This is a genomic window from Parasphingorhabdus sp., from assembly GCF_965233695.1.
Lineage (GTDB): Bacteria > Pseudomonadota > Alphaproteobacteria > Sphingomonadales > Sphingomonadaceae > Parasphingorhabdus.
Genome location: NZ_OZ247497.1, coordinates 249397 through 275277, shown reverse-complemented (window position 1 = coordinate 275277; position 25881 = coordinate 249397). Strand labels below are relative to the sequence as shown.

23 protein-coding genes are annotated in these 25881 nt (G+C 55.0%); 10 read left to right on the top strand and 13 right to left on the bottom strand.

What is annotated here, in order from left to right; all coding sequences use genetic code 11:
* Positions 1-39: 39 nt before the first annotated feature.
* From ACO6S1_RS01280 to ACO6S1_RS01270, 3 genes are all read left to right on the top strand, one after another.
* Positions 40-948, top strand: a complete 909-nt coding sequence (locus ACO6S1_RS01280; RefSeq protein WP_422344560.1) for a haloalkane dehalogenase — start codon at positions 40-42, stop codon at positions 946-948.
* 56 nt (positions 949-1004) lie between these two features.
* Complete coding sequence (locus tag ACO6S1_RS01275; RefSeq protein WP_422344559.1) at positions 1005-1691, top strand: LytR/AlgR family response regulator transcription factor; 687 nt, start codon at positions 1005-1007, stop codon at positions 1689-1691.
* A gap of 112 nt (positions 1692-1803) precedes the next feature.
* The gene (locus tag ACO6S1_RS01270) at positions 1804-2907 is read left to right on the top strand and encodes an alpha/beta hydrolase family protein (RefSeq protein WP_422344558.1); all 1104 of its coding nucleotides are present in this window, start codon (positions 1804-1806) and stop codon (positions 2905-2907) included.
* Positions 2908-2921: 14 nt separating this feature from the next.
* Here ACO6S1_RS01270 and ACO6S1_RS01265 read toward each other — a convergent pair whose 3' ends face one another.
* The 3 genes from ACO6S1_RS01265 to ACO6S1_RS01255 all read right to left on the bottom strand — a co-directional run bounded on the left by ACO6S1_RS01265 (position 2922) and on the right by ACO6S1_RS01255 (position 5100).
* Positions 2922-3203: a hypothetical protein gene (locus ACO6S1_RS01265; protein WP_422344557.1), complete on the bottom strand. Its 282-nt coding sequence runs from the start codon at positions 3201-3203 to the stop codon at positions 2922-2924.
* Positions 3204-3462: 259 nt separating this feature from the next.
* Positions 3463-4299, bottom strand: a complete 837-nt coding sequence (locus tag ACO6S1_RS01260) for a S1/P1 nuclease (RefSeq protein WP_422344556.1) — start codon at positions 4297-4299, stop codon at positions 3463-3465.
* 78 nt (positions 4300-4377) lie between these two features.
* The gene (locus tag ACO6S1_RS01255; RefSeq protein WP_422344555.1) at positions 4378-5100 is read right to left on the bottom strand and encodes a hypothetical protein; all 723 of its coding nucleotides are present in this window, start codon (positions 5098-5100) and stop codon (positions 4378-4380) included.
* Positions 5101-5296: 196 nt separating this feature from the next.
* On the opposite strand from ACO6S1_RS01255, the gene ACO6S1_RS01250 reads away from it, so the two are divergent.
* Positions 5297-6334 (top strand): hypothetical protein, encoded by a 1038-nt coding sequence (locus ACO6S1_RS01250; protein WP_422344554.1) that lies wholly within the window; start codon positions 5297-5299, stop codon positions 6332-6334.
* A gap of 23 nt (positions 6335-6357) precedes the next feature.
* On the opposite strand, the gene ACO6S1_RS01245 is transcribed toward ACO6S1_RS01250, so the two are convergent.
* The 5 genes from ACO6S1_RS01245 to ACO6S1_RS01225 all read right to left on the bottom strand — a co-directional run bounded on the left by ACO6S1_RS01245 (position 6358) and on the right by ACO6S1_RS01225 (position 12606).
* The gene (locus tag ACO6S1_RS01245) at positions 6358-7944 is read right to left on the bottom strand and encodes a GMC family oxidoreductase (protein ID WP_422344553.1); all 1587 of its coding nucleotides are present in this window, start codon (positions 7942-7944) and stop codon (positions 6358-6360) included.
* Entirely contained in the window at positions 7878-8843 is a 966-nt protein-coding gene (locus tag ACO6S1_RS01240; RefSeq protein ID WP_422344552.1) for a sterol desaturase family protein, read from the bottom strand. Before ACO6S1_RS01240 ends, ACO6S1_RS01245 begins: the two co-directional genes overlap by 67 nt.
* A 75-nt stretch (positions 8844-8918) precedes the next feature.
* On the bottom strand, positions 8919-9344 hold the full coding sequence (locus ACO6S1_RS01235; RefSeq protein WP_422346266.1) for a TIGR01244 family sulfur transferase: 426 nt from the start codon (positions 9342-9344) through the stop codon (positions 8919-8921).
* A 101-nt stretch (positions 9345-9445) separates the two neighbouring features.
* Complete coding sequence (recQ, locus tag ACO6S1_RS01230) at positions 9446-11233, bottom strand: DNA helicase RecQ (RefSeq protein WP_422344551.1); 1788 nt, start codon at positions 11231-11233, stop codon at positions 9446-9448.
* Between the two features lie 89 nt (positions 11234-11322).
* Positions 11323-12606 carry a spinster family MFS transporter gene (locus ACO6S1_RS01225; protein ID WP_422344550.1) on the bottom strand — a complete coding sequence of 428 codons (1284 nt, stop codon included), beginning with the start codon at positions 12604-12606 and terminating at the stop codon, positions 11323-11325.
* A gap of 143 nt (positions 12607-12749) precedes the next feature.
* On the opposite strand from ACO6S1_RS01225, the gene ACO6S1_RS01220 reads away from it, so the two are divergent.
* From ACO6S1_RS01220 to ACO6S1_RS01205, 4 genes are all read left to right on the top strand, one after another.
* Complete coding sequence (locus ACO6S1_RS01220; protein ID WP_422346265.1) at positions 12750-13652, top strand: histone deacetylase; 903 nt, start codon at positions 12750-12752, stop codon at positions 13650-13652.
* 88 nt (positions 13653-13740) lie between these two features.
* Positions 13741-16950, top strand: coding sequence for an amidohydrolase family protein (locus tag ACO6S1_RS01215; protein WP_422344549.1), 3210 nt, complete (start codon positions 13741-13743; stop codon positions 16948-16950).
* Positions 16951-16977: 27 nt separating this feature from the next.
* Positions 16978-17379, top strand: coding sequence for a GFA family protein (locus ACO6S1_RS01210; protein WP_422344548.1), 402 nt, complete (start codon positions 16978-16980; stop codon positions 17377-17379).
* Positions 17380-17474: 95 nt separating this feature from the next.
* A complete protein-coding gene (locus ACO6S1_RS01205) occupies positions 17475-18191 on the top strand; it encodes a CPBP family intramembrane glutamic endopeptidase (RefSeq protein WP_422344547.1) in 717 nt (238 codons plus the stop codon).
* 137 nt (positions 18192-18328) lie between these two features.
* On the opposite strand, the gene ACO6S1_RS01200 is transcribed toward ACO6S1_RS01205, so the two are convergent.
* The 5 genes from ACO6S1_RS01200 to ACO6S1_RS01180 form a co-directional block, all read right to left on the bottom strand.
* Positions 18329-20086: an NAD(P)-binding domain-containing protein gene (locus ACO6S1_RS01200; RefSeq protein ID WP_422344546.1), complete on the bottom strand. Its 1758-nt coding sequence runs from the start codon at positions 20084-20086 to the stop codon at positions 18329-18331.
* 119 nt (positions 20087-20205) lie between these two features.
* Positions 20206-21630 (bottom strand): efflux transporter outer membrane subunit, encoded by a 1425-nt coding sequence (locus tag ACO6S1_RS01195; protein ID WP_422344545.1) that lies wholly within the window; start codon positions 21628-21630, stop codon positions 20206-20208.
* Positions 21623-22651, bottom strand: coding sequence for an efflux RND transporter periplasmic adaptor subunit (locus ACO6S1_RS01190; protein ID WP_422344544.1), 1029 nt, complete (start codon positions 22649-22651; stop codon positions 21623-21625). Before ACO6S1_RS01190 ends, ACO6S1_RS01195 begins: the two co-directional genes overlap by 8 nt.
* Positions 22652-22687: 36 nt before the next feature.
* Positions 22688-23395 carry an ABC transporter ATP-binding protein gene (locus ACO6S1_RS01185; protein ID WP_422344543.1) on the bottom strand — a complete coding sequence of 236 codons (708 nt, stop codon included), beginning with the start codon at positions 23393-23395 and terminating at the stop codon, positions 22688-22690.
* The gene (locus ACO6S1_RS01180) at positions 23392-24531 is read right to left on the bottom strand and encodes an ABC transporter permease (protein WP_422344542.1); all 1140 of its coding nucleotides are present in this window, start codon (positions 24529-24531) and stop codon (positions 23392-23394) included. The genes ACO6S1_RS01185 and ACO6S1_RS01180 overlap by 4 nt, the downstream gene beginning before the upstream one ends.
* A 90-nt stretch (positions 24532-24621) precedes the next feature.
* Here ACO6S1_RS01180 and ACO6S1_RS01175 point away from each other — a divergent pair, with 90 nt between their 5' ends.
* Positions 24622-25290: a TetR/AcrR family transcriptional regulator gene (locus ACO6S1_RS01175; protein ID WP_422344541.1), complete on the top strand. Its 669-nt coding sequence runs from the start codon at positions 24622-24624 to the stop codon at positions 25288-25290.
* 107 nt (positions 25291-25397) lie between these two features.
* On the top strand, positions 25398-25811 hold the full coding sequence (locus ACO6S1_RS01170; protein WP_422344540.1) for a DUF4345 domain-containing protein: 414 nt from the start codon (positions 25398-25400) through the stop codon (positions 25809-25811).
* Positions 25812-25881: the final 70 nt, after the last annotated feature.

Genomic DNA, 25881 nt, shown 5'->3' with positions numbered 1-25881 from the left:
AGGTTTCGAATCAAAACCTGAAGAGAGGACGTCCCTGTTATGACCATCAATGCTGTCCGTACGCCCGATGACCGTTTTGCCGATATTCCCGATTTCGATTATCCGGTTCACTATGCGGAAGATCTGCCGGGCTATGAAGGCCTGCGGGCGGCGTGGATCGATGCAGGGAACAAAGATGCTGACCGCACCTTCCTGTGCCTGCATGGTGAACCAAGCTGGTCCTTTCTCTATCGCCGGATGATCCCGGTTTTTCTGGAAAGTGGCGCACGGGTTGTCGCGCCGGATTTCTTTGGCTTTGGTCGGTCCGACAAACCGACTGAGCTGGATGATTATACGTTTGATTTTCATCGCAATTATATCTTGGCACTGGTTGAACGGCTGGATCTCAAGAATATCACTCTGGTGGTACAGGATTGGGGCGGCCTGATTGGGCTGACCTTGCCGGTTGATGAAGCGTTCAAGGCGCGTTTGTCGCGGCTGATTGTCATGAACACCGGTCTTGGCTTAGGCCGCACGCCTGGCGATGGCTTCAATGCATGGAAAGAATTTGCGCTTAATACGCCGGAATTCAAAACCGGACAGATTATCGCCAGCGGCACGCCGCATCTGACGGAACGGGAAATTGCTGCCTATGACGCGCCATTCCCGGACCCGACCTATCAGGCAGGCGCGCGGAAATTCCCGGCGCTTGTCCCCGTATCACCAGAAATGGACGGCGTTGAAGTCAGTACGGAAGCCGCTGTCTTCTGGAAAGACGAGTGGAAAGGCGATAGCTTTATGGCCATTGGTGATGCCGACCCCGTTCTCGGCCCGCCGGCCATGCTGAAATTGCAGAAGCTGATCAACGGCTGCCCCGATCCGATGATGATCGAAGGCGGCGGCCATTTTGTGCAGGAATGGGGCGAGCCCATTGCCCGCGCCGCGCTTGAGGCTTTTGGAGATATCTAGGCAAATATTGATCATTCTGATATAAATCCGCCGGAAATTGGCCACGGGAAATAGCCTTGTTAAGCGATAGTCTGGACAGAATTTTCATTCGCCCCTTAACCGCCTCTCAGCTGCTGCTGGTGGCGCTCGCTCTTACGCTTGCCTCGTCCCTGTATTGCGTGATCTACACCACGCTTGCTGGACGGGGAGAGCCGTTGATCGACGGGATAGTCTGGGCAGGGCTGAATATCGTCCCCTGGGTGATATGTTTTGAAATCGCAAAGCGCCTGGGTTCATGGCCAGCGCAATTCGGCATATTGTTTGTTTTTGCCCTTGGAATGTCCCTTCTCGACAGCCTTATGTCTGGCAGCAATATGATGTTCGAGCTAACGAGACGGCTTCCCGGCGCGGCCATTATCGCGGGAATGCTGGCCTTGTCCTGGATATTGAAACGCCTTGTGTCTGATCGGGCCGTGGCCAAGAAACTGGTCTCTACCCTAGAGCTTCCTCTCCTTGTGGACCAGATTGGGTGGGTTACCGCCGCTGGCAACTATGTTGAACTGCATGGATCAGGAGCGCCAATTTTGCACCGGATGTCGATATCCGCGATGACGAAGCTCTTGTCTGCGCATGATTTTGTCCGGATCCATCGATCCGTTCTCGTGCGCCGTCAGAATATCAAGGAATTTACGGGCAATATTGTTACGCTCAACACCGGTCAGACCTTCAAAACCGGTAACCGTTACCGTTCGGCATTGCAGTAACCGATATTGCGATCGCAAATTTAGTCCCTTCGTCACATCGCCCTTTCTAGGCCGCATCTGGCTGATCTATCAATCTGCTCTCATCCAGATAAAGAGCATGAAAGGGACGATTATGCGCCGAATGTTGACAGGGTTGATCCTCGCGATGGCAATGGCCGGGACAAATGGGAATGCCTCACATGCCGAAACCCGAATAACCGGAAGTCTGGAAGTGGCGGCGGATGTGCCGCTGGAACAGACCGAAGGTTTGGAAACGGAATATGGAACAATCACAACAAGTGAGGGTTTGCGCTTACGCAGCATTGTTACCCGCCCAGAAGGGACTAGAGGACTACTGCCGGCCATATTTCTGACCCAATGGGTTTCCTGCGACAGCATTGTCTTTCCGGAAGGACGCGATACGCAGTTGCGGTTGCTTGCGCAGCAGTCGGGAATGGCCATGGTTCGTATTGAGCGCGCGGGCACTGGCGACAGCGAAGGACCGGGATGTGATAAGCTCGACTATGATACAGAGGTGCGGCACTATCGCGAGGCTCTGGTCCAGGCCAAACGGCATCCATGGGTCGATCCGCAGCGCGTCGTCATATTAGGATCCAGTCTGGGGTCTACCACGGCGCCTCTGGTTGCGCAGAACAACAATGTCGCCGGGGTGATCGTGCAGGGCGGTGGTGCGGTTACCTATCTGGAACGCATGATCCATTTCGAACGTCTCTATGTCGAACGGTCTGGCGCCGTGAAGCCGGAAGATATCCATCCTGAAATGGTCCAGCGGATTGCGTTTCTGCAACATTATCTGATCGGTCAGAAAGCACCGGATAAAGTAGCATCAGACCATCCGGAACTGGCCGGTGTCTGGCAGAAAATCCGGGGGACCGATCCCGAAAACCATTATGGTCGTCCGTTTGCCTGGCATTGGCAGGCAGCGGATAAGAATTTCCTGGCTGCTTGGCTATCGCTGGACGTGCCGGTTATGGTGGTGTTTGGCGAATATGAGCAATTTGAAAGCCGCCACGGTCACCGGATGATTGTCGACATGATCAACCGGAAAACGCCCGGTGCAGCACAATGGCTGGAAATCGCACAGGCCGATCACGGGCTGACATTATATCCCGACGCTTATTCCGCATATGCCTATGAAAATGGTGCCACAGCGCATCAACTTTATGTCGCCCCCGTCAGCAAATGGCTGCGGCATGTCACAGGATTAGCGGAATAAAATGCTCAACCGGTTCAAGCCGCCATTGCTGTTTTGCTGAAGCTTTCGGTAAAGCGGGGTTCCATGGGCTGGCTGGACACAATGGCTAGCGGCAAAGCCGTTTCGCAATGCGCACATTCTGCACTGAACCGGCCAACATGCCAGTGGGACTTGCCACAACCTGGGCAGCGATTGACAATGTCCAGATGGTACATTGGTTGATATCCGCGTTGCAGCACGGCCGCTTTTTGCGGACTGTTCGTTTCGGCCAATACGTCTTGAGGACGGTTGACGAATGATCTTGGGGACAAATACATCGTTCTTCCTTCTCTTGGTTGCCAAAATAACTACGCACGAGACTAAGGTTCGTTACTGAATCGACGGTGAACCGTTTCTTTCCGTCGATGAAGAGATAAGCCTTCACAGGAATGTAGATAGGATTTTTCCGCCATCTCGCGGTGACAATTCGCACAGCTTTGTCCAAGTGATTGAATCATTGTGGGAAAAAATGTTAAAAAAAAGTTACGGAAAACTGCCAAATATTGACAAATATCCTTAAGAAACGGTTAAAATTGGTTAGTTGAGCGACTCTTCGAGCAATCTTGCGAGTCGCAACCCGGCGCGTTCGATCTGGAGTCGCGCGGTGGGGATGAGTTTCCGAATCTCGTCATTATCCACCTTGCCGCGCTTTGTCAGCTTAGGGCCGCAAGCTGGTTGATCCTCGGCCGTCGGATAGCTGTAGTCGCGCGCTACCTGCCAGGCCTGCAATGCCCAGAAATCTGTAGTTCCGAAGGATTTATCCGATTTTTCCTCTTCGCTATAGCGGCGCACCATTTCCGGACCATCGGTGATGGCGCGTTCCGCCAACGGGCCGTCCCATAGCCAATGGAGATTCATCCGGCCTTCGATCAGGCCATAGGCTGCGCTCACGTCATTGCCACCGCGATCGCTGCGATCGCCGCTGTGCAATGGCATGTGCATGTCCCCGACGAAATGCACCAGAAACGTTAACGCTTCCAACCGGATATGAGCGGGTAGCGATTTATCTTTCAATAGCGCCGCGTTGCGATCGATTTGGGCGGACACGCAATTGCCGTTGCGGCACGCAGTTTTGAGGTCAAACGGCTTGCAGATATCGACATTTTGATAGTGCCACGGACTGGTGTAGCCCCAGCGCAGACGGTCGCGGCGCACGCAATCAGGCCAGACACTGGCGTCTCCGATATTCTTGAGCTCACATTCCGGTGTGCCGAGCATGGCTGCTGACCGAAACAGACTAATCATCCGCGCCTTCGTGACCGGGTCAATATTTTCCTCTGCAATCCCGGCAATCGTGCGATGGGCATAACCACCCCATGCCAGAGCGGGGCCGGATGTAACGAGCAGTGCGAGGGTGAGCAAATTTTTCAGCATGAATATCATGAATATACAGTAGGCTAATTCGATTACAGGTTTGTGTATTGGCGGAAAGGAGTCAGTGGTGACGAGCGTTTAATCGCTGACATTGGCAACATTATATTTCAGCGCTTCTTCTTTAGTCAGGCAACGACGTGTGGATTGGTCACCGCTTTCTGTCTTCACGGCCTTTTGTTTGTACATGACATCGGTGAGCAGCTTTCGCGATACACCCATGCGGATCAGGAAATCATTATCTTCAGTCGCTAGCAACGCGCTTTCCTGCTCAACTTCTCCGATGAGTTCGACGGTAGAATCTGTACCCATCTCAATACTGTAATTAATCGCGTTGCGGTCGCCGGTCATAGTGAACATGTGGACCATGAAACCTCCATCCGCCTCTACAATGCGCGCTCGGCCTCCCATGAAAACAAAGTTACAGGCGCTGAAACAGGTCCATCCGGCCGGGATTCTGGTGATAATTGCCCCGCCGACTTCGCGGATTATGCGCCCTGCTTCGTTGCCAGCGCGGGCATGGCCGCCGGGTGAACGCAGCCAGATTTCTGTGATATCGGGATTGTCGGAAAGCGCCTTTTTCAGTCGCTCGGGCAAGTCTATATCTACAACACCCTCGGCGATCAGGACTTTCGTACCGTTCTTCTCAACCGGCTTCAGCTCCATTTTTTGGTTGCTGGTCCAGTTCGGTTCGGCCGGGCAAGTTGGATTTTCCGGATCCATGGCGGGCTTCGCAGCAGGTGCATTGCCCTGAACGGCTAGCATTGCCGTTAGTCCCATCACCATTTTGAAATATCGCGTCATGTTTATTTTTCCAGCCCTCTCAGCAACATAGCATAGTCCAAGATCAATTATGCAGCAAGAAGTGCGATATTTCACAGACAATAGAAAAAACGCTGCGTAAATAGCGTCTTAACCAGCGGCGCATGTCCACAAGATACCAGGTGGTGCTTGCGGTAATGGCGGTTTGAAGCTAGCAAATTGGACGGGAGGCAATCAGATGAAAAAACAAGTGTACAGCATGGTTCATGCGCTGATCGCGTCTTCCTTGTTGGCTGGTATCGGTTCTCCCGCCATTTCGCAGGATCAGGAAGTGTCAGAGGCAGATCGTGCCTATGTCGCTCCGGTCACGGCGGAGCCGGACCTGCCCGCCTTGCCGCCAACGCCAATCCTCAGTCAGGATGGTTATCCCGACTGCCGAGAGGATTTTCAAAAAATTGCCGCACCTTTTGACAAGGCAGAAGATACCAATCGATGCACCATCTTGCTCGATCGCTATTATGCAGAGGTGCTGACCCCGTTTCGTCAGCGGATGATTGACCATCAGAACGAAATTTCGGGCATCTATACGTCTAAAGTTGCCGGCAAAATGGAATATTCAGCCAAGAGCCGCGACGACTTTTATGCAGCGATGATGGCGGAACATGCCGCCTCCGATCCCGATGGTGCGCATCTGGAAACCTATCGCACTTTGGAAGCACGCTATCAGCAGGATCGCGCCTATCTGCAAGATCGGTTCTGTTTCAACACGGGCTGCGGTGGTTACTCGGTACCGGAATATGTCGCGGTAGAAGAGAAACCGGACAAGGGCACAAAATCAAAAAGTGCCGGAAAATCCAAGGGTCCGCAAAAATGCAAGAAAGCCAAAAAGCGCGGTGGTGTTCTTGGCGGCTTGCTCGGCGGGGTTGCCGGTAATGCCGCTGGTCTGGGCAAGATCGGTACGCTTATATCGAGCGCGGCAGGTGCGGTACTGGTTGGGGAAATTGCTTGCCAATTGACCGAAGACGAACAGAAAGAGGCGATTGCCGCCACGGTCGAAGTTACCGAGAAAGAAGAAGTAGGCGCCACCGCCACATGGAAAAGCCCGACACGGGCAGGCGTTTCCGGTTCATCTACGGTCACCGCGCTCAATACCGAGCCCAATGGCCGCAAATGCCTGAACATTACAGATGTGGCGATTATCGATGGCCAAGAAACCCGCGTATCCAAACAGATGTGTCGCGGGCAGGGTGACGAGGGTTATACGATCCTGGCTTAGACCCTGATCGCGTTCCTGTATCGCTAGGCCAGATCCGCTTTGATAAAGTCCGCCGCACGTTCGCCGATCATGATGCTTGGCGCGTTGGTATTGCCGCTGATGATTTCCGGCATGATCGACGCATCGGCGATATAGAGGCCATCCAATCCCTTGAATTTCAAGCGGCTATCGACAACAGCATCATCGTCGCTGCCCATGCGGCAAGTGCCGACCGGATGATAGACGGTATCCGCCCGTTCACGGATCAGCGCATCGAGCGCATCATCGTTGCTCATGTCAATCGGGTGACGGTTGGTCGGCTTGAAATCGGTCAGCGGCGGGGCTTCCATGATCCGCTGCATATGCCGGACGCCTTTGCGCAGGGTCGCGATGTCGCGGTCATCGTCGAGGAAATTCGGATCAATAGCGGGCGGCGCCGTGGGGTCAGTGGAACCAAGCCGCACCGTGCCTTTGCTATGCGGACGCAGAACACAGGCGTGACAGCTAAAGCCATGGCCTTTGACCTTTTCGCGGCCATGATCTTCGAGCATCGCGGGTACAAAATGATACTGGATATCAGGAGCCGGTACGTCCGGGCTGGAGCTCCAGAATCCGCCTGCTTCAGCATAGGGCGTGGTCATGATACCGGTGCGCTTCATCCGGTGCTCCAGAATCGCTTTGCCCATGCGCATCGTGCCCTGCAGGGAATCCCCGATCAGTTCTTTGGATTCCGTCTGATAGCCCGAGACGAAATCGATATGATCTTTCAGATTTGAACCCACTTCCGGTTTGTCAGCCGCGACCGCCACACCCTTTTCTTTCAGATGCTCGGCTGGACCAATGCCCGATAACTGCAGGATATGAGGCGTCCCAAAGGCACCAGCGGACAGCACCACGGCGCCCTTTGCGGTTAGCGTTTCCTGTTTGCGCCCCCGCTTGATTTGAACGCCGGTTACGCGGCCATTCTCGATTATCAGCTTTTCCACCAGGGATTTCGTCTTGATATCGAGATTTTGCCGGTTCCGACCGGGTTCAACATAGGCCCGCGCGGCTGACCAGCGTTCCCCGTTTTTCTGGGTAACCTGGTATATGCCCATACCTTCTTGCGCAGCGCCATTGAAATCATCGAGGATCGGAATCTGTAAATTGCGGGCGGCTTCGACAAAGGCGACACTGCCCGGGTTTGGCCATTTCTGGTCGGATACGGATAGCGGGCCATCACCGCCATGATAGGCATCGCCGCCTCGTTCATTGCTTTCGGAACGTTTGAAATAGGGCAGGACATCATCATAGCTCCAGCCATCACATCCGAGAGCGGCCCAATTGTCATAATCCCATTTATTGCCGCGAATATAGACCATTGCGTTGATTGCACTGGAACCGCCGAGACCGCGTCCGCGCGGCTGATAGCCTATCCGGCCGTTCAGCCCCTTTTGCGGGACGGTATCAAATTTCCAGTTGGCGTTTTTCAGCAGAAACGGCATCATACCCGGCGTCTTGACCAGGAAATTATTATTATTTCCTCCGGCCTCAATCAGGCAGACGGACCGCTTGCCGTCTTCGCTCAGCCGTCCGGCAACCGCGCTGCCTGCTGATCCGCCGCCGATGACGATGATGTCATATTCTGCCATTTCATTCTCTCCTGCTTTGCCCAGCGCGCCTTTATGGTCTCACTGTTTTCCCGGGAGCCGTCATGGCTCCACCCGGGCGGTTTTATCAGATAGTTTAATTTGTAGCGCCACGGCGCTGACCATAGGTCCTTAAAGATACCGATCCACTCATGAAAGGCGGCCCAAAGGACATTATAGCTGGTCAGGTTTTTAACGATGCCATATTCGATTTTTTCATCCGCCGTTTCCGGTTCAAACGTCCCGAACATCTTGTCCCAGGTGATGAAGACACCGGCATAGTTGCGGTCGAGATAGCGCGGATTGGTCGCATGATGGACGCGGTGGTGTGATGGCGTGTTCATGACCGCTTCAAACCAGCGCGGCATCCGGTCAATCGCTTCGGTATGGATCCAATATTGATAGACCAGATTGACGCCGGCGAGAAAGAAGATCAGCGCGGGCGGAAAACCGAGAAAGAAAAGGGGCATACGGAAGATGAAACTGAGCGCGAAAAAGCCCGTCCATGTCTGCCGCAGCGCGGTGGTCAGATTATAATGCTGGCTGCTGTGATGGATAACATGCGCGGCCCAGAACCAGCGAATGCGATGGGCTGTACGATGAAACCAGTAATAGGCAAAATCGTCGAGAATGAACGCGAGTGGTACAAGCCATAGCGCATTGGCCCAAGTGACTTGGAAGTCGAACAGGCGATATCCGTAGACCCATAGAGACAGGGCAAATACGATTCCGCCTGTCAGGAACCCCGCAACCACGCTTCCGGTGCCGAGGGACAGCGACGTTAGCGCATCTTTGGTCTCATAGCGGATGCTCTTGTTTTTCCGGCTCCACAGCCATTCACCCGCGACCGTCGCCACGAAAAAGGGAATCGCCCAGAGGGTAGGGGAAGGAAAGCTCTCCATGCCCGCGTATTTACATGAATGTTAGTTGCTGTCTAGATTTTTACTCCTCTCCCCTTGAGGGAGAGGAAGCTAGAGCTATTGACCGCCCGACAGCGCATCGACCATCGCCCTTACCGGCGTGATATCATATCCGGCATTCCCGGCCAGCCGCGAAATCTCGTCGGGCGCTACGCCCTGCTTCGCTTGCGCCAGCGACCATAGCAAGGTCGAGCGCGTGCCGGACCGGCAATAGGCCAGGACTTTGTCATCAGCTGCCAAAGCGGCGATCATCGCATCGATTTGCGGTCCGGAAAAGCCGCTATGGGTAATGGGAATGGCGATATATTTCAGACCCACCGCTTTCGCTGCCGCCTCGATTTCCGCGCTTTGTGGGGCGCCAGGGTCTTCGCCATCCGGGCGGTTGTTGACGATCAGCGTCACGCCTTCGGTTTTGGCGGTTGCGACATCATCCAAACTGATTTGGGGCGATACACTGATCTTATCATTTATTTTCCGAAACATGCTTTCAACCTTTTCTACAGGAACCGAGGAAGTCTCTTCAGCGGAGCTGGCGGAGCAACCCCACAACAAGCCGCTAGCCGCGAGCGATATTATCATGGCTTTCATGCGCTTTCCTCCTGTGCTTCTGACACCTGTCTTATCACATTTAGGAAATCATCGCCGTATTTTTCAAGCTTGGCCGCGCCGATGCCCGGCAGTTCGGCCAGTGCCGACAGGCTGCGCGGCTTGAAGCCCGTCATATCACGCAGCACGCTGTCGTGGAAAATCACATAAGGCGGCACGCCTTGTTCCTTGGCTAGCTCCATACGCTTGGCTCGTAGCGCATCGAACAGGGGATCGCCAACCGGATTGGGCGAACTGCCGCTGCGCCGTTTCTTGCGTTCGCGCTTGGGTGGTTCGACAATCGCGACCTCGGCTTCGCCCTTCAATATAGCGCGTGCTTCCGGCCCGAACATCAACCCGCCATGTTCGGTATTGCGCAAGGCGTCGCGCAGCAACAGCGAGCGTGACACCGGTTTGATCAGCGGCGCTTCCTCGCTATCAACAATATCGAAAACCGAGAGTTGATCATGCCCACGAGAGAGGACCTTATCCTCCTGTTTGCCGGTTAGAACCGCTTCCAGATGACCGACGCCAAAGCTCTGGCCCGTGCGATAGACGGCCGACAGAAATTTGCGCGCGAGCTCGGTGACATTGCGGGTCATCGGTGCGTTCAGACAATTGTCGCAATTGCCGCAGCTTTGGGGAGGCTCTTCGCCAAAATGCTTGAGGAGAATCGCGCGGCGGCATCCCGCTGCTTCGACCAGCCCGCCGAGAGCAGCCAATCTCGTCCGTTCGCTGCTCAACCGCTGTTCGTCAACTTCGGTAAGCCGTTGCCGCGCTTTGGCGAAATCTTCGGCGCCCCAGAACATATGTGCTTCGGCAGGATCGCCGTCGCGGCCCGCTCGCCCGGTTTCCTGATAATAGGCTTCGATCGATTTGGGCAGTCCTGCATGTGCGACAAAGCGGACATCGGGCTTGTCGATACCCATGCCGAAAGCGATGGTCGCGACCATAACCATATCTTCGGATGCGACAAAGTCGGCTTGGTTGCGCTGGCGCACTTCGGGCGGCAGACCGGCATGATAGGCGCGCGCGCTGCGGCCGGTTCTGGCAATCTGGTCGGCCATTTTTTCGGTCGCATTACGGGTCTGGGCATAGATGATCCCTGGTCCGGATACGCGCTCGACCAGATCGGCGATCTGCCGGGTCAGGCCCTTGCGCGGCGAAATGCTGTAGCGGATATTGGGCCGGTCAAAGCCCGCGATGATCAGGCCGTCTTGCTCGATACCCAGCTGCACCAGAATATCATCGCGCGTATGGGCGTCTGCTGTTGCGGTCAGCGCTAGGCGCGGCACATCGCCAAAATGATCGAGCAAGGGACGCAGCAAGCGATAATCCGGCCTGAAATCATGGCCCCATTCCGAAACGCAATGCGCTTCATCAATCGCGAAAAGCGAGATTTTCGTCTGTTCGAGCAAGTTCCTGAAATGCTCGCCCGACGCGCGTTCCGGTGCGGCGTAGAGCAAGTCAAGCTCGCCCGCTTTCAGCCGCGCAATCGTCTCTGCCCTATTGTCGTCAGCCGAAGTCAGCGTCGCGGCGCGGATGCCGACTGCCTCTGCGCTGCGCAATTGATCGTGCATCAAGGCGATCAGCGGAGAAATCACCACGACCGTGCCTTCATTGGCAATGGCAGGCAATTGGTAGCACAGGGACTTGCCCGCACCGGTCGGCATGACGGCCAGCGTGTTCTGCCGGTCCATGACACGCGCGAGAACCTGATCCTGCACCCCGCGAAAGGCGTTAAATCCGAAGGTTGATTTGAGGAGCGGCAGGAGATTCTCGATCATCGGGCTCTACTACCCAGCAGATCAATGGAGCGAAACCGCTAAAGTGGAAATGACCGATTTTGTTGGCGTGGCGGTGCTTGCAAAGAAGGTCAGTCCGGCATGGTGCGGGTGGCACGCCAGAAATGGAAGCCGGCCCAGATATTGAATAGCGCCAATATGGCAAGGGCGCGCTGCAAGGCTGCTGCCTCACCCAACTCACCGGAGAACATGTCTGAAAGGACACCAACAAATACCGGACCGACGCCCAAACCTATAATGCCCGCGATCAGCAGGTAAATGGCTACCGCCATTGCGCGTGTTTCATCGCTGGCCAGCCTTTGTAGTGCTGCGAAATTCGGGCCATAATAAAAGGTTGCTGCAAAAGTGGGGATGGCCAAAAGGAGTATTGCGACATTGGCACTTGGCCCATATATCGCCCAGATCATACCCGGGGAGGCGATAACCATGACCAGAGCCGCGACCAAAAGAGGCAGTGTGGGGCGCAGCTTTCCGAAATAATCGCCCGCCTTGCCTCCCAGCCATGCACCGAAACCGCCCGACACGCCAACCATGACGCCGAGCTTCCATCCTAGTTCGCCATAGCCAATGCCATGAACGCGAACGAATAACCCGCCGTAGAAACTGGCTAGGCCATAAGAGACAAATTGCACGAGAACGCCGGCAGCGACCAAATGCCAATAGGCCGGTTTGGTCGACAACTGGATCAGGGCGTCTTTGAGACTGGTCTTGCTGGGATCGGGCTTGAAGGCATCAGCCAACGAGACGTTGCCGCGCGGATCGGGAACCGTGAACCAGATGACAATCGCGATGATGATGCCGGGTAATCCGGCCATGAAAAACGCGATGCGCCAGCTGAAATTTTCGGCAATCCAGCCACCACCGGCATAGGCAATGAACGCGCCGATGGGAACCGACATGCCCAATATGCCGAGCGCGCCCGCACGGCGTTCGGGCGGGAACAGGTCGGCGATTAGCGAATGGGACGCGGGTGCTGATCCTGCTTCGCCGATACCGACCCCCACGCGCGCCAGAAAGAGCTGGATGAAATTGGCGGAGAGGCCGCAGGCCACTGTCATGGCAGACCAGATCGCGATGGCAATGGCGATAATCCGGCTACGGTTCCATTTGTCGGCCAATGCGGCGACGGGAATGGCAAGAGTCGTATAAAAAATCGCGAAGGACAAACCGGTCATCAGGCCGATTTGCGTGTCGGTCAGGTCCAAATCCCGTTTCACGGGTTCGGCCAATATCGAAATTATCTGCCGGTCGAGGAAATTGAGCATCGTAACAATGAACAGGACGCCCAGCACATAATTGGGATAGCGACTGGAGGTCGCTGCGCTGGATTCTGCGGTTGTTTCTAAACCTGCCATGCCATTGTTTCTCATGTTGTTATGACGTGGCATACCCTCTGTTTAGCTAGGCCTGGCTTTCGGGTCTTCGTCCGGTGATGGGCAAGGCCGATACGGCGTTTGGGGCAGTGTATTTTTGCCGCGCGCTGCTCTATTCCCGTGTCATGCTCCATATTGTCCACCACAGCGATTATGTCGCCCCGCCGCCGACAAGGGGCAGCTTTGCCTTCGATAAATATCGGCTGGTGATGGAGGCTGTGAGGGCCATTGGCGACAATCACACGGTTCACGCCCCGCATGCCATGGAGCGCGAGTGGCTGGAGGCCGTTCATGACCCCGCCTATGTCGATCAGGTTCTGTCTTCATCCGTGCCTGCCGACAAAGAACGCCGAATTGGCTTCCCCGTATCAGCCGAAATCGCGCAGCGCGTAAGGTTTACCTCCGGCGGCACCTGGCTGGCCGCGAAACTGGCGCTGGAACATGGCTATGCCGCCAACAGCGCGGGGGGCAGTCACCATGCGTTGGCCGATACCGGTGCGGGCTATTGTGTGTTTAACGATCTGGCCGTGAGCGCCAATCGCCTGATTGCTGAAGGGGATGTGGCACGGATATTGATCCTCGATCTTGACGTGCATCAGGGCGATGGCACCGCCTCGCTGCTGGCCGGACGCAGCGACATCATGACGGTTTCGGTGCATGCGGAAAAGAATTTCCCGGTGCGCAAGGCGCGTTCGACCATCGATATCGGTTTGGATGATGGCACGGATGATGCCCAATATCTGAATATATTATCTCGGCATCTGCCAGCCATACTGGATGATTTTGCGCCCGATCTGGTGCTCTATCAAGCCGGAGTCGATCCGCATGTCGATGACCGGCTGGGCCGGCTGGCTCTGACGGATCAAGGGATAGACGCGCGCGAACGCTATGTCATTCGGCAAGCGCGCAATCAGAATATCCCCGTCGCCAGTGCCTTGGGCGGGGGCTATGGCCATGACCATATGGCGGTGGCCAAACGACATGCGCTGTCGATGCTGGCAATGGCGGACGAAAATAGCCGCGGCTGATCGCTTGTTCGCTGGGAATATTTCCCTGTTCATCACCCTAATTTTGTTGTTTATCTACGACATAAAATAAAGCCATCCGGGAGTCCTCATGAAATATCGCCTGATCACTGCGCTTGCCGCCATTTCCTTCGCCGGGCAAGCTTACGCCCAGCCCGCTGAAGACAAAGCGAAAGAGGAAAAATGGGACGTCAACGCTCCCAAAGGCGCGACCATCAAGCAGGTGCCAATCAACACGGATGAGGGTAGCTGGATCGATGTCGATGTCAGCCCCGACGGGAGCAGCATCGCTTTTGCGTTGCTCGGCGATATTTACACCATGCCGATGGCGGGGGGAACACCAACCCGCATTGCCGAAGGCCTCGCTTGGGAAGTGCAGCCGCGTTTCTCGCCCGATGGCAAGCGCATTGCCTTTACCTCGGACCGCGGCGGTGGCGACAATATCTGGATCATGAACCGCGATGGCAGCGACAAGCGGCAGGTGACCAAAGAAAAATTCCGTCTGCTCTATCAACCGAGCTGGAGCCCCGACGGCCGTTACATCATTGCCAAGAAGCATTTCACCACCGGCCGTTCGCTCGGCACCGGCGAGATATGGGTCTATCATGTTTCTGGTGGTGGCGGTGTCGCGCTGGTCAAGAAACCAAATGAACAACATCAGAAGGAACTGGGCGAACCGATCTACGCGCCCGATGGCAAGTCGCTCTATTACACACGCAATATCACGCCTGGCAGCCAGTTTATCTATGCGCAGGATTCCAACACGGACCTGTTCAACATCGAGGAATATGATCTTGAAAGCGGCGAGGTCACCACCGCGGTTTCCGGCCTTGGCGGATCAGTGCGTCCAACGCCGTCACCGGATGGAAAAAGCATTGCCTTTGTCCGGCGCGAGCGGGCCAAATCGAAACTCTATGTCAAAGATCTGGCGAGCGGTATTGAGCGCAAGATCTATGATGATCTCGACCAGGATGTGCAGGAAACCTGGGCCGTTACCGGCGTCTATCCCAATATGGACTGGACGCCCGATAGTCGCAGCATCGTGTTTTGGGCCGGCGGCAAGATTCGCAAGGTTTCGGCTGATGGCTCCGGCGTTGCTGTCATCCCCTTTGCAATTAACGACACGCGCGGCGTGGCGGATGCACCGCATCCCAAAATCCCGGTAGCACCCGATAGCTTCACCACCAAAATGCCGCGCTTTGCCGCCGTATCTCCAAATGGTCGACAGGTGGTTTTTGAAAGCTTGGGCCAGCTCTACGTCAAACCGATGTCTGGCGGTGCGCCAAAGAGATTGACTAACAGTCGCAGCGAACGTGAGCTTTTTCCATCGTGGTCGCGCGACGGGCGGTCGATTGTCTTTGTCGGTTGGACCGACAAGGGGCTGGGCCGGATAAAAACAGTCAACGCATCGGGCGGATCGCCCCGCGTCATCACCAACCGGCCCGGACATTACGCCCGCCCGCATTTCTCACCCGATGGGCGGACGATCATTTTTGAAATGCAGGGTGGCGGGTATTTGACGTCGCCGGACTATTCGGTGGAAGACGGCGTCTACCGTGTTGCAGCTTCCGGTGGCACGCCCGAGCGCGTCGCCAAGGGTGCTGCCGGTCCGCAATATGGAGCGAGCAGCGACCGTCTGTTCATGATGAAGCAGGAAGACAATAAACGCGTGCTGATGAGCAGCGACCTTAACGGCGAGGCGAAGCGCACCCATGCCACTGGCGAACTGGCGAATAACTACATCGTCTCGCCGGATGGCCAATATGTTGCTTTCCGCCAGAATTACGAAGCGTTCGTGATGCCGCTTTTGCCCGGTACGCAAGCGGTGGCGGTTGCACCGGACAGCAAGTCGTTGCCGGTGACCAGGGTCAGCAAAGGCGGCGCAGACTATATCCACTGGTCGCAAAATGGCGATCAACTGCACTGGAGCCTCGGCCCGACGGTCTACACGGCCAAAACCAGCGCACTGTTTCCGGTTGCACCCACAGATAAGGACGCACCGGAATTTACACCACCGACCAGCGGTGTCTCTTTGGAACGCACCGTTTCAGCAGCCAAGCCGAGTGGCACTGTCGCTTTGTTGGGCGCGCGTCTCGTCACTATGGCCAGCGATGATGGCGGAATTATCGATGACGGCGCGATTGTAGTCAGAGACAACAAGATCATTTCCATCGGTCAGCGCGGGAATATTTCTGTTCCCGCAGGCGCGACAGTGGTCGATGTGACCGGCAAGACGATCATCCCCGGCTATATCGACGCCCATGCCCATGGTGCGCAGGGCACGGATGAACTCGTGCCGCAGCAGAATTGGTCTTTAGTTCAGAACCTCGCGCTCGGCACAACAACAATCCACGATCCGTCCAGCCGTGCCAGCGAGATTTTCGTTGCCGCTGAAATGCAGCGCGCCGGAATGCTGGTTGGACCGCGCATCTTCTCTACCGGTGAGATTGTCTACGGCGCCAAAGCCCCGCGTATTTATGCGGAGATCAACAATCTTGATGATGCGCTCGACCATGTCCGCCGGTTGAAGGCGCAAGGTGGCAGCAGCGTCAAAAACTACAACCAACCGCGACGCGAACAGCGGCAACAGGTCGTCGAAGCCGCGCGGCAGGAAGATATGCTGGTCGTTGCCGAGGGCGGCTCGCTTTTCGGGATGGACATGGCGTTGGTCGCCGATGGTAACAGCACTTTGGAGCATAATATTCCGCTAGATATATTCTACGACGACGTGGTTCAGATGTTCGCGCAGTCGCAGACCAACTACACCCCGACGCTGACGGTCAGCTATGGCGGACTAGCAGGCGATCCATATTGGCGGCAGGCAACCGACGTCTACAAACATCCCCTGTTGATCCACACGCCGCCGAAACAACTCGCTGCCGCTACCATCCGTCGCACCAAGGCGCCGGAAGAGGATTTTGTCGACGACAATAATGCCCGCGAAGCCAAGAAGCTCATGGACAACGGTGTGCTTGTGTCCATTGGTGCCCATGGTCAACAGCCAGGCATCGCAACCCATTGGGAGCTCTGGTCCTTTGTCCGCGGCGGCATGTCGCCACTGCAGGCGCTGCGCACCGGTACGATCGATTCCGCCAAATCGCTTGGTATGGCGGACGAGATTGGTTCGCTGGAGGCTGGCAAGCTCGCTGATCTGGTGGTGCTGGATGCGGACCCAACAACAGATATCCGCAACAGCGACAAAATCCACCGCGTGATGATCAACGGCCGGATGTATGATCCGGTGACGATGAACGAAGTCGCCACGGGCACATCACGGCGGTCAGCCTATTGGTGGGAATAAGCAAATATATCGAATGGAATTTCCGGCATGGTCGAAGGACATTGTAATTGCAGTTCTGTAAGCTTTGCAATCGATGCTGAGCCGAAAGAAATATTCGTTTGTCACTGCTCCATCTGCCGCCGGTGGACCGGCAATAATGGCGTTGCGGTTATAATAGTTCCTAACGACAAGTTTCGCTGGATAACCGGCCAAGAGCAAGTGGCATGCTGGACGAAACCAGATGCTGATTGGCAAAGTTGGTTTTGTCGCATTTGCGGGTCGGCCTTGCCCGGAGCCAATGACGAGCTGAATATGTTTGTTCCCGCCGGGTTGCTGCAATCTAACACTGCGGGTCTTCGGATCGCTCATCACATTTGGGTCGACTCAAAGGCATCATGGGACGAGATATCAGGCAATGGAAAGATACACCCAAAAGAATTCCAAAACTGATTATTAGTTTGGAGGCTCTCTGACTGCGCCTAATCTTTCCTTTGGCAATATAGTGTATCATATGTATAATACACTGATCTGTGATGGAGTTGCCGATGCACGATCAAATTGCTGCCCATGAATCAAAGCAAAAGAGGACTTCAAATAGCAACTTTGGAGCCTTGACTGACCTTGTTGCTGTAATGGCAACACTGGTGATCGTAAAACAATCTATCCTTCCATTCAGCTATTTATATGCTGGCCCCGCTTCAACATTTTGCGCGATGGCTGTCGGTACCTTTCTGCTGCGACGACGAGGCCTTGGTTGGAAAGACCTGGGTCTACGTTGGCCGGAAAGCTGGTTGAAAATTATCGGCCTTACGATTCTGTCGATGGTTGCTTTTGTTTTTGCTACCCAGATGATGGATGTGGTGGCTGATTATTTTTTTGAGGACGTTGGGACTAGTGGTCGATTCGACCATATTGAAGGCAATTTGCCCGCTTATATTGGAATCATGCTCCTCGTTTGGACTCACGGATCATTCTTTGAGGAGCTCCTGTTTCGTGCCTTCGTGATAGACCGCACCAGTGTTGCGCTTGGTGGTGGATTGAAGGCTGATCTGATCGCAGCGTTGTTTTCGTCGATTTTCTTTGGTTATCGCCACTATTACTATCAGGGTATGAATGGTGCATTGGTTACGGGTGCTGGCGGATTTGCCTTTGCGATGCTGTATCTCTGGTTCGGTCGCAAAAATATCATGCCACTCATTTTTGCGCATGGTATATTTAACAGCCTTGCGCAAACGATCAGGTTTTTGGGGATCAAAGACTAAGGACAAATTGGACGCCTGATCAGCACCGATTTCTCGAAAAGGCGAACATGGTGAACTGCAGCACGAGGATTCCAATATAGCAGTTTCAGAAACAACACGTCCGTCAGTTAACAACAGGATTGTCCAAACCAGCCATTTCACTGGTCGTGAACTTCAATCTCAAGATTGGCAAAGCGCGCCTTTAATTGCAGTCCCAGATAATGGGAATAAAAGCGCGATTGCTGGAGGTTTCCGCCATGAAACCAGAGACCTTCCTGCGCTGTCGGTTTCCACATATTGCGAATTTCGCCCTCCCACGGACCAGGATCGCCAGCTGCGCCCGAACCATATCCCCAACAGGGACCGATTTTATCCGCCACGTCGGGCGATATCAGCCGCTTGACCCATTGTTCCATCGATCCGAACCCGGTTGCATAGATGATGACGTCTGCGGGTATTTCCGAGCCATCGCTCAACACCAGTGCATTCTTGTCTATCCGTTCGACACCAATCCCGGACTTCAACGCGATCCGGCCATCCGCGACCATCGCGGATGCACCGACATCAATATAATAGCCTGACGCGGTCCGCAGATATTTCATGAACAAGCCAGTGCCGTCCTCACCAAAATCAAGCTGGAAACCGGCCTGAGTGAGCGAGGCGTAAAAATCAGCATCGGCTTCGGCAACCTGCGTCCATATCTGTTTCTGCACCTGTTCGCTCATCCGCATGGGCATGGAGGCATTCAGGAAATCCGCCCTTTCGGTTGTCAAACCCTGTTCCACTGCTTCCTCGGAATAGAGCGGACGTGCCATCTTGCTGTTGGTGGATCCACGCAAGACCAGCGTGGAGGATCGCTGGATCATCGTCGGCTGGATGCCATGTTCAACCAGATCCGCGCAAATGTCGTGCGCGCTATTATTGGCTCCTATTACAACGACCTTTTTGCCGACAAATCCCTCGCCGCTGGTATATTCACTGGAATGATATTGTTCACCGGCAAAGTCGGATGCGCCGACAAAATCGGGTTTGCGTGGAAAACCTGCGTTACCCACGGCCATAACAATATGGGCGGGCTGCAATTTGGTCGGCTTTCCATCCCGCAGGACGGTGACCTCCCAATGCTTGCGATCGTCATCATAGGAAGCAGCGGTGAATTCCGTGCTATTCCAGATGTTGAGTTCCATAATCTTAGCATAGGCTTCCAGAAAATCACCGAGCTTGTCTTTCGGCGTGTAAATCGGCCAGCTATCCGGAAATGGAATATAGGGCATATGATCATACCAGACCGGGTCATGCAGTGTCAGCGAGTTATAGCGCGAACGCCATTGGTCACCCGGGTGGTCGTGGCGGTCGACAATCAAGGCGGGAACGCCATTGACCTTGAGTCTAGCGCCCAGTGCCAAGCCACCCTGTCCGCCGCCCACAATTAGTACATAGGGCTGCTTCTCTTGTCCCAACCTTATCTGTTCGTTCTGTCGGCGGTCCAGCCAATTGCGGGTATCCTGGTCGTCATATAGCCCGGAAGGTCGACGCTTGCCGCTCGGTTCTTCGTAATCGCGCAGGTCCTGAAGTGCAGTGAAGAGCGTCAGGGCTTTTCCGTTTTCCAGTCGCAGATAGCCTTTGCAGGTTCCCATGCTGGTTTCGAAATGCAGCCAGCCTTCCGTGGCTTCTGGCTTGGCCTCTACGGTCCAGTTATATGGCGCAGTATTGGCCAGCCTGGCATCCAATAATGCAGCAATGGCGTTGCGACCTTCAAATGTCCGGATTGTCCATGTAAAGGCCAATACATCTCGCCAAGCGCCGTGTTTAGCAAACAGGGCGCACGCGCTGGTCACATCGCTTCGTTCAAAAGCTAATGCAAATTGTGCGATCCATTGATGGACATCCAAGCTATGAGCGTCTGTATCTGCCATTGGGTCTCACTATAAGAGATGCGACTTGTTGGTGGCACAAGTCGCTCACGGATTTTGACTAAGTCTACAGCCATATTGCTTACCCGTACTACCCCTATAATTGCTATGATGAGCCGGTTTTAGCTGCCGCCTAAAGCCTGCCACAAGGCAACCCGTGCGCGCAATGCACGGCCATTGGCAATAGCGACTTGCGTTCGGGTAGTGTTCAAAGTGCGACGGGCGTTTAGAACATCGCGAAAATCACTCAGGCCGTTGCGATAACGGATACCAAGCAGATATTCGGCATCTTCTTCCAGTTTTTCTTGCGCCATCAGTGATATTATTTCCGCGTCAATCGACGCCACTTGCCCATAAGCTGTTTCCGTTTCGCCGAGGGCGGAGAAGACTGCGCCGCGATAGGAAGCAAAGGCTTCGCGGGCATTGGCTTTGCTTTGGTCAATCTGGGCACCCACTCGTCCAAAGTCGAGTAACGGGCCAGCGATGCCGGCACCGAGACTTCCTACCAAAGAGTCATTGCTGAACAGATCGCCCAGTGCGAAGCTGAGTAGCCCGATAGCGCCGGATAATGTTATTTTTGGGAAACGCTCTGCCGCCGCGGCAGCGATATCAGCGTCGGCGGCGGCTAGCCGAGCCTCCGCCGCAGCAACATCAGGGCGGGCGCGCAGCATATCGGATGGCGAACTCAGCGGTGGTTTTGGAGCATCGGTCTCAGCGGGATCACTTTTCAGACTTTCCAATATCGTCGCTGTGTCCTTTCCGGTCAGCGTGACGAGCGCGCCGACAATGACGGCACGCTCGCCGGGCAACGCAGCCAGTCTGGACCGTGCATCGGCAATCAAGCTTGCGGCTTGCACAGCATCAAGACCCGGCGCGATGCCTGCTCTGGCGCGTTCTTCGGTCAAACGCATCAGGTTTTCGGCTGAGGCCAAATCCTCTTGCAGGACGACGGCCCGGTTCTGCAGGGTGCGCCAATCAACAATATTGGCGGCTATGGCCGACACCAATGCCAGTCGCACCGCTGCGGCATCAGCGGTGGCGGCATCGATCCGGATTGTTGCAGCCCGCGCACTGGCGCGCAGACCGCCAAAAATGTCAATATCCCAGTTGGCTGCAATATTAGCGCCATAACTGGTCTGATTACGGTCAATGGATATTCCCGGAGGCAAGTTTGTTCCGAAACTGTCGGGATTGATGCGGGTTCGGGAAACACTGCCGTCAGCCGCTATCGAGGGCAAGCGGTTGGCATTTGCGCCATCGGCAGCGGCCCTTGCAGCATCAATCCGCGCCAAGGCAGCGGCGAGTGTCGGTGCACCCGCCTCTGCGATCGCCCGCAAGGTCGTAAATGCCGGGTCTTCGATTGGCAGCAGATAGTCTAAAGTTTTGCGATCTTGCGCAACGACATCGGATGTCAGCGCAAACGCTGCCGGTGTTGTCACGGTTGCCGGATCGAGATCAGGGCTCGTCTTGCCGGTTCCCAAAGTGGAGCAGCCCGCCAGCGCAAATGATGCTGCTACAGCGACAGCAATTTTCACAGTCTTAGTCATTTGTCCCGTCCGCCTTATTCGAGCCGTTGCGGGTACCGTTTTTCGCTTTGACAAAGGCATCGACCTGTTGCCCGACAAAAAAGCCCTGGTCAGTCGGTATTTGATAGATGAGCTGCAATACGCGAACATCAACCCGTTCGGTCGCGGAATTGGTCAACGATGTTTTTGGCGTGACGAGCGGCTCTGCTCTAACAAATGTGGCCTTCACACGCTGATTTGCCTGGCCGCGCGGGCTGACTATCGCTTCCGCACCCATCACGACCCGGCCGATCTCATTCTCGTCAATATCAATTCGGATGTGCAAGGGTTCGGTGTTGCCGATTTCCATATAGGGATCTCCACCGCCTTGTGGTCCGCCTGGATTGACATATTCGCCGGGCCGGATGTTTACAGACAATATCTCAGCCGCAATAGGGGCTCGGACAGTAAGTCGACCGAGATCCGTTGTTGCCCGGGCCCGCGCTGCTTCTGCGCTATGGATATCGGCTTCCGCTTGTCTCAACCGGGCCTGCGCTGTGCGCACTGCGCCGCTACGGTCAATCACCTCCTGCCGAGAAACAGCGCGGGGATCTTCAATATTGTTATAAAGCGATGATTGCTGACGCGCGGTGGCGAGCTGTGCCCGTGCCGTTTCCCGGGCCGCGCGGGCCTGTGCTATCGCGGCACTGGCCTCGCTGATTTGCGAACGGATTGCCCGGTCATCAACCAAAAATAATGGATCACCTGCCGATACCTGTTCTCCCGGTGCGACATAGACTTTCGTAACTATACCAGCGAGGCTGGTGCCTATATTGATGACCTCGCTAGAGGGTTCTACAACACCGGATCCCGCGACGCTTGGTTGATTGCCAAAGGCGGCTGTGGCTTTTGGCGGACTGATCTCGGGCTGTTCTTCGCTGCGGTCCGGCTGACCGCTCATCACCACGATCGCGGCAATGATAATAGCGATCACCGCTAATATCGGCAATATGGTGCGAACAAAGCTAACGCCACGCAGCCGGTTCATAATAGTTTCTAACACGATATCATCCCTTTGCTTTTCTGACCATTGCCGCGATCAATGATCGGGCATCTCCTTGCCATCATGGGTGATCCGGCCGTCTTCCATCACCAGGATACGGTCAGCCAAATCGAAAATACGGTTGTCATGAGTCACGATAATCACGGTGCGTTCAGGGGCGAGGGCGACTTCGCGCAGCAGGTCCATGACCCGCCGACCCGATTTCGCATCCAGTGCCGCCGTTGGCTCGTCACACACCACCAGTCGTGGTTCATGGACCAGTGCGCGGGCAATCGCGACCCTCTGTTGCTGACCTCCAGATAACTGCCGCGGCAGTTTCTCTGCCTGATCAGCAATATTGAGCTTGTCGAGCATCTGCCGTCCGCGTTCCACTGCCTCGTCGCGCTTCATCCCGGCAGCGACCAGCGGCACCGAGGCGTTTTCAGCGGCTGTCAAAGTCGGAATCAAGTTATACTGCTGAAAGATAAAACCGATATTCGACAGCCGAAAACGGACAAGATCATTGTCGGACAGGCTGTAGATATCTTGACCGAACACGGAAACGGAGCCGTCGGTGGGATAGAGAATTCCGGCGATAATAGAGATCAACGTGGTTTTACCGGAACCTGATTCGCCAACCAGATACGTGAGTTCGCCGGACCGGATTTCTGCATCAATACCATGCAGCACCCGGATCATCTGGCTTCCGGCGCTAAACTCTTTGACAATGCCATTTATCGTAATGGCGGTGCGTGTCGCGGTCATCTGAAGACCTCGGCCGGTTCGGTTTTCAGGACGCTGCGCAAGGCCAGCCAGCCCGTTATCAGGATCATCGCAATCACCACTGCCGCAGTCAGTAACGGAATTTCCCAGGGGGTATAAAAGCCCTTGAATTCGGGTGAATTAGCCGCGCCAGAGGAGATAAAGACGGCCGCCAGCAAAATCCCGATGCCATAGCCGACGAGACCGACCAGCAAGGCTTGAGCGGCGACCATCATGCGGATTTTGTTGTTGGTAACGCCAATCGCTTTGAGGGCACCAAATTGTTTGATATTATCGCGAATAAACAGGCTGAAGGTCAGGCCGACAATTGCGACCCCGACGATGAAGCCCAATGCGACGGTTATACCGAAATTGACTGGAATACCGGTATTTTCGATGATGAAATCGACGCCGTCTCTGGCAAATTCATCGCGGGTTCGCGCCTTCAATCCGGTGGCTTCTGTAATCCGGGTCGCGACTTGTTTGGCGCTCAGGCCGTCCGATGCATTAGCCAATACAAAAGACATGCGGTTGCGGGTACCGGGAACAAAGGCCAGCGCGTTGGAATAGCGAGTATAGAGAATGACCTGGCTGGTGAAGCTGGGGTCCACATCAACTATCCCGCGAATAACCGCGCGTCTGTCGTTAAGCTCCAGACGCACACCGATCGGATCAAAACCTTCGGGGAAGAGCTTGGCCGCACCGACGCTGTCGATGATGACAGCATCAGGCTCATAAAGCGCCTCGCGGCTGCCTTTCACAAACTTCTTGGGCAATCCGATCAGTGTTGCATCATCCACACCGACCACGGTCACGCCTTCAAGGTCACCTTCTGGCGTACGCACCGTCGCACCGGAACGCAGCATCGGTGAAGCCCATTCTACACCATTGACGGAGCGGACCTTGTCGAGCGCCGTCGATGGCATCGGCAATGCAACGTCGGTGGTGCGGCTAACCGGATCCATCACCCAGATGTTGGCCGTAGGGATGTTGTAGACCGCCGTAGCCCCGCGCTCGATCAGATTGACGAAGATTGTCAGCTGCTGCGAGATTAGAAGAGCGGAAAAGGCGACACCGAACAATAGGCCGAAGAATTTCTGACGGTCTCCGGTCAACATTCGGATGGCAATCCAAGTCATCGAATCAGGCCTTTTGTGATTGGGGTTGAATGCAGGAGTAGTAAGAGACATAATGAACGTCAACGTTTTATTATACGGAGCCGTTCAATAATGTCTGACCGCAAGTCTGCGAAAACCAAGTCTGCCGCTAATATCAAGGCGTTGGGCCGTCCTGTCGATACGACCAAAAGTGCGACAATATTGGATGCCGCGCGCCACGAGTTCTTCAACGTTGGCTTCGCGCAGTCGAGTATTGAATCAATAGCCACGCGCGCGGGTGTTTCGAAGGTCACGGTATATAATCGTTTCAAAACCAAGGAGGCGCTGTTTGCTGCAGCCGTTAGCAATGAATGCGCTGTTATGCGGCAGGCCTTATCGGTTGAGGCCACATCTGGTGGTACGATCAGGGAACGACTTGTTCATTTCGGCATGGAGATGGTTGCATTTCTGTGGCGCGACGAGATGGTACGGTTCGAACGACACCTGGCGGTTGAAGTGGAACATAATCCGGAAATAGGCTTGCTGTTTCTGGATGCTGGCCCGCGCCGATTGCATCAGGCGCTGTCCCAATTATTGGACGAAGCAGTGGCGGATGGTGAATTGGTCATAGATGACACGGATCAGGCAGCTGAGCATCTGTCCGGAATGATAAAAGGCTTGGCAGATTTGGAACGGCGGTTCGGGGCAAATGTTTCCATGACAAAAATACCGGACCCCAAGGCTGCGAAGCGCGTGAACAGCGCTGTCGACCTTTTTCTGAAAAGCTATGGTCGGGATTAGCACACGCCAGACGTTTTTAAAGACATCAAACCAATCAACCAAAATTGTTTAAGCCTTGCCATCGAAAAGCCAAGCGCTAAGCCAGATCACAATTACAAACAAATGGCATGATTATTCTGGGGGTTATCATTATGGGCCTGTTTCGGATTGCGACTATAATTTTCGCATTAATTCCACTCTTTTTCGGTGTACTCGGCATTTTGTCAGGTGCGGCGGGAATCGTGCCGGAGCCAGCGCGATCCAGTCTGCCAGAGATTACAGCGCTCGATAATCAGTATCGCTATCTCTCTGGGGTCTATATCGGCATAGCGGCGATGCTGTTCTATTCCGCTGGAGATGTTGTCGGACGGGCATTGGTTTTTCGAATGGCGGTTCTGGCAGTGTTTATAGGAGGCCTCGGACGCGTCGTTTCCTTTCTCAGTACGGGCGAGCCTCCGATATGGCAGTTAGGCGGCATGGCGCTGGAACTCATCGCACCGGTCTTTATCCTGTGGCAGGCAAAGGTGATCAAAGGCGTCTGATCGCGCGGGACCGGTATTGCTTGCGCAAACGCGCTAATTTGAAGGTGGGATTTGACGGTGGCTGCCGAAA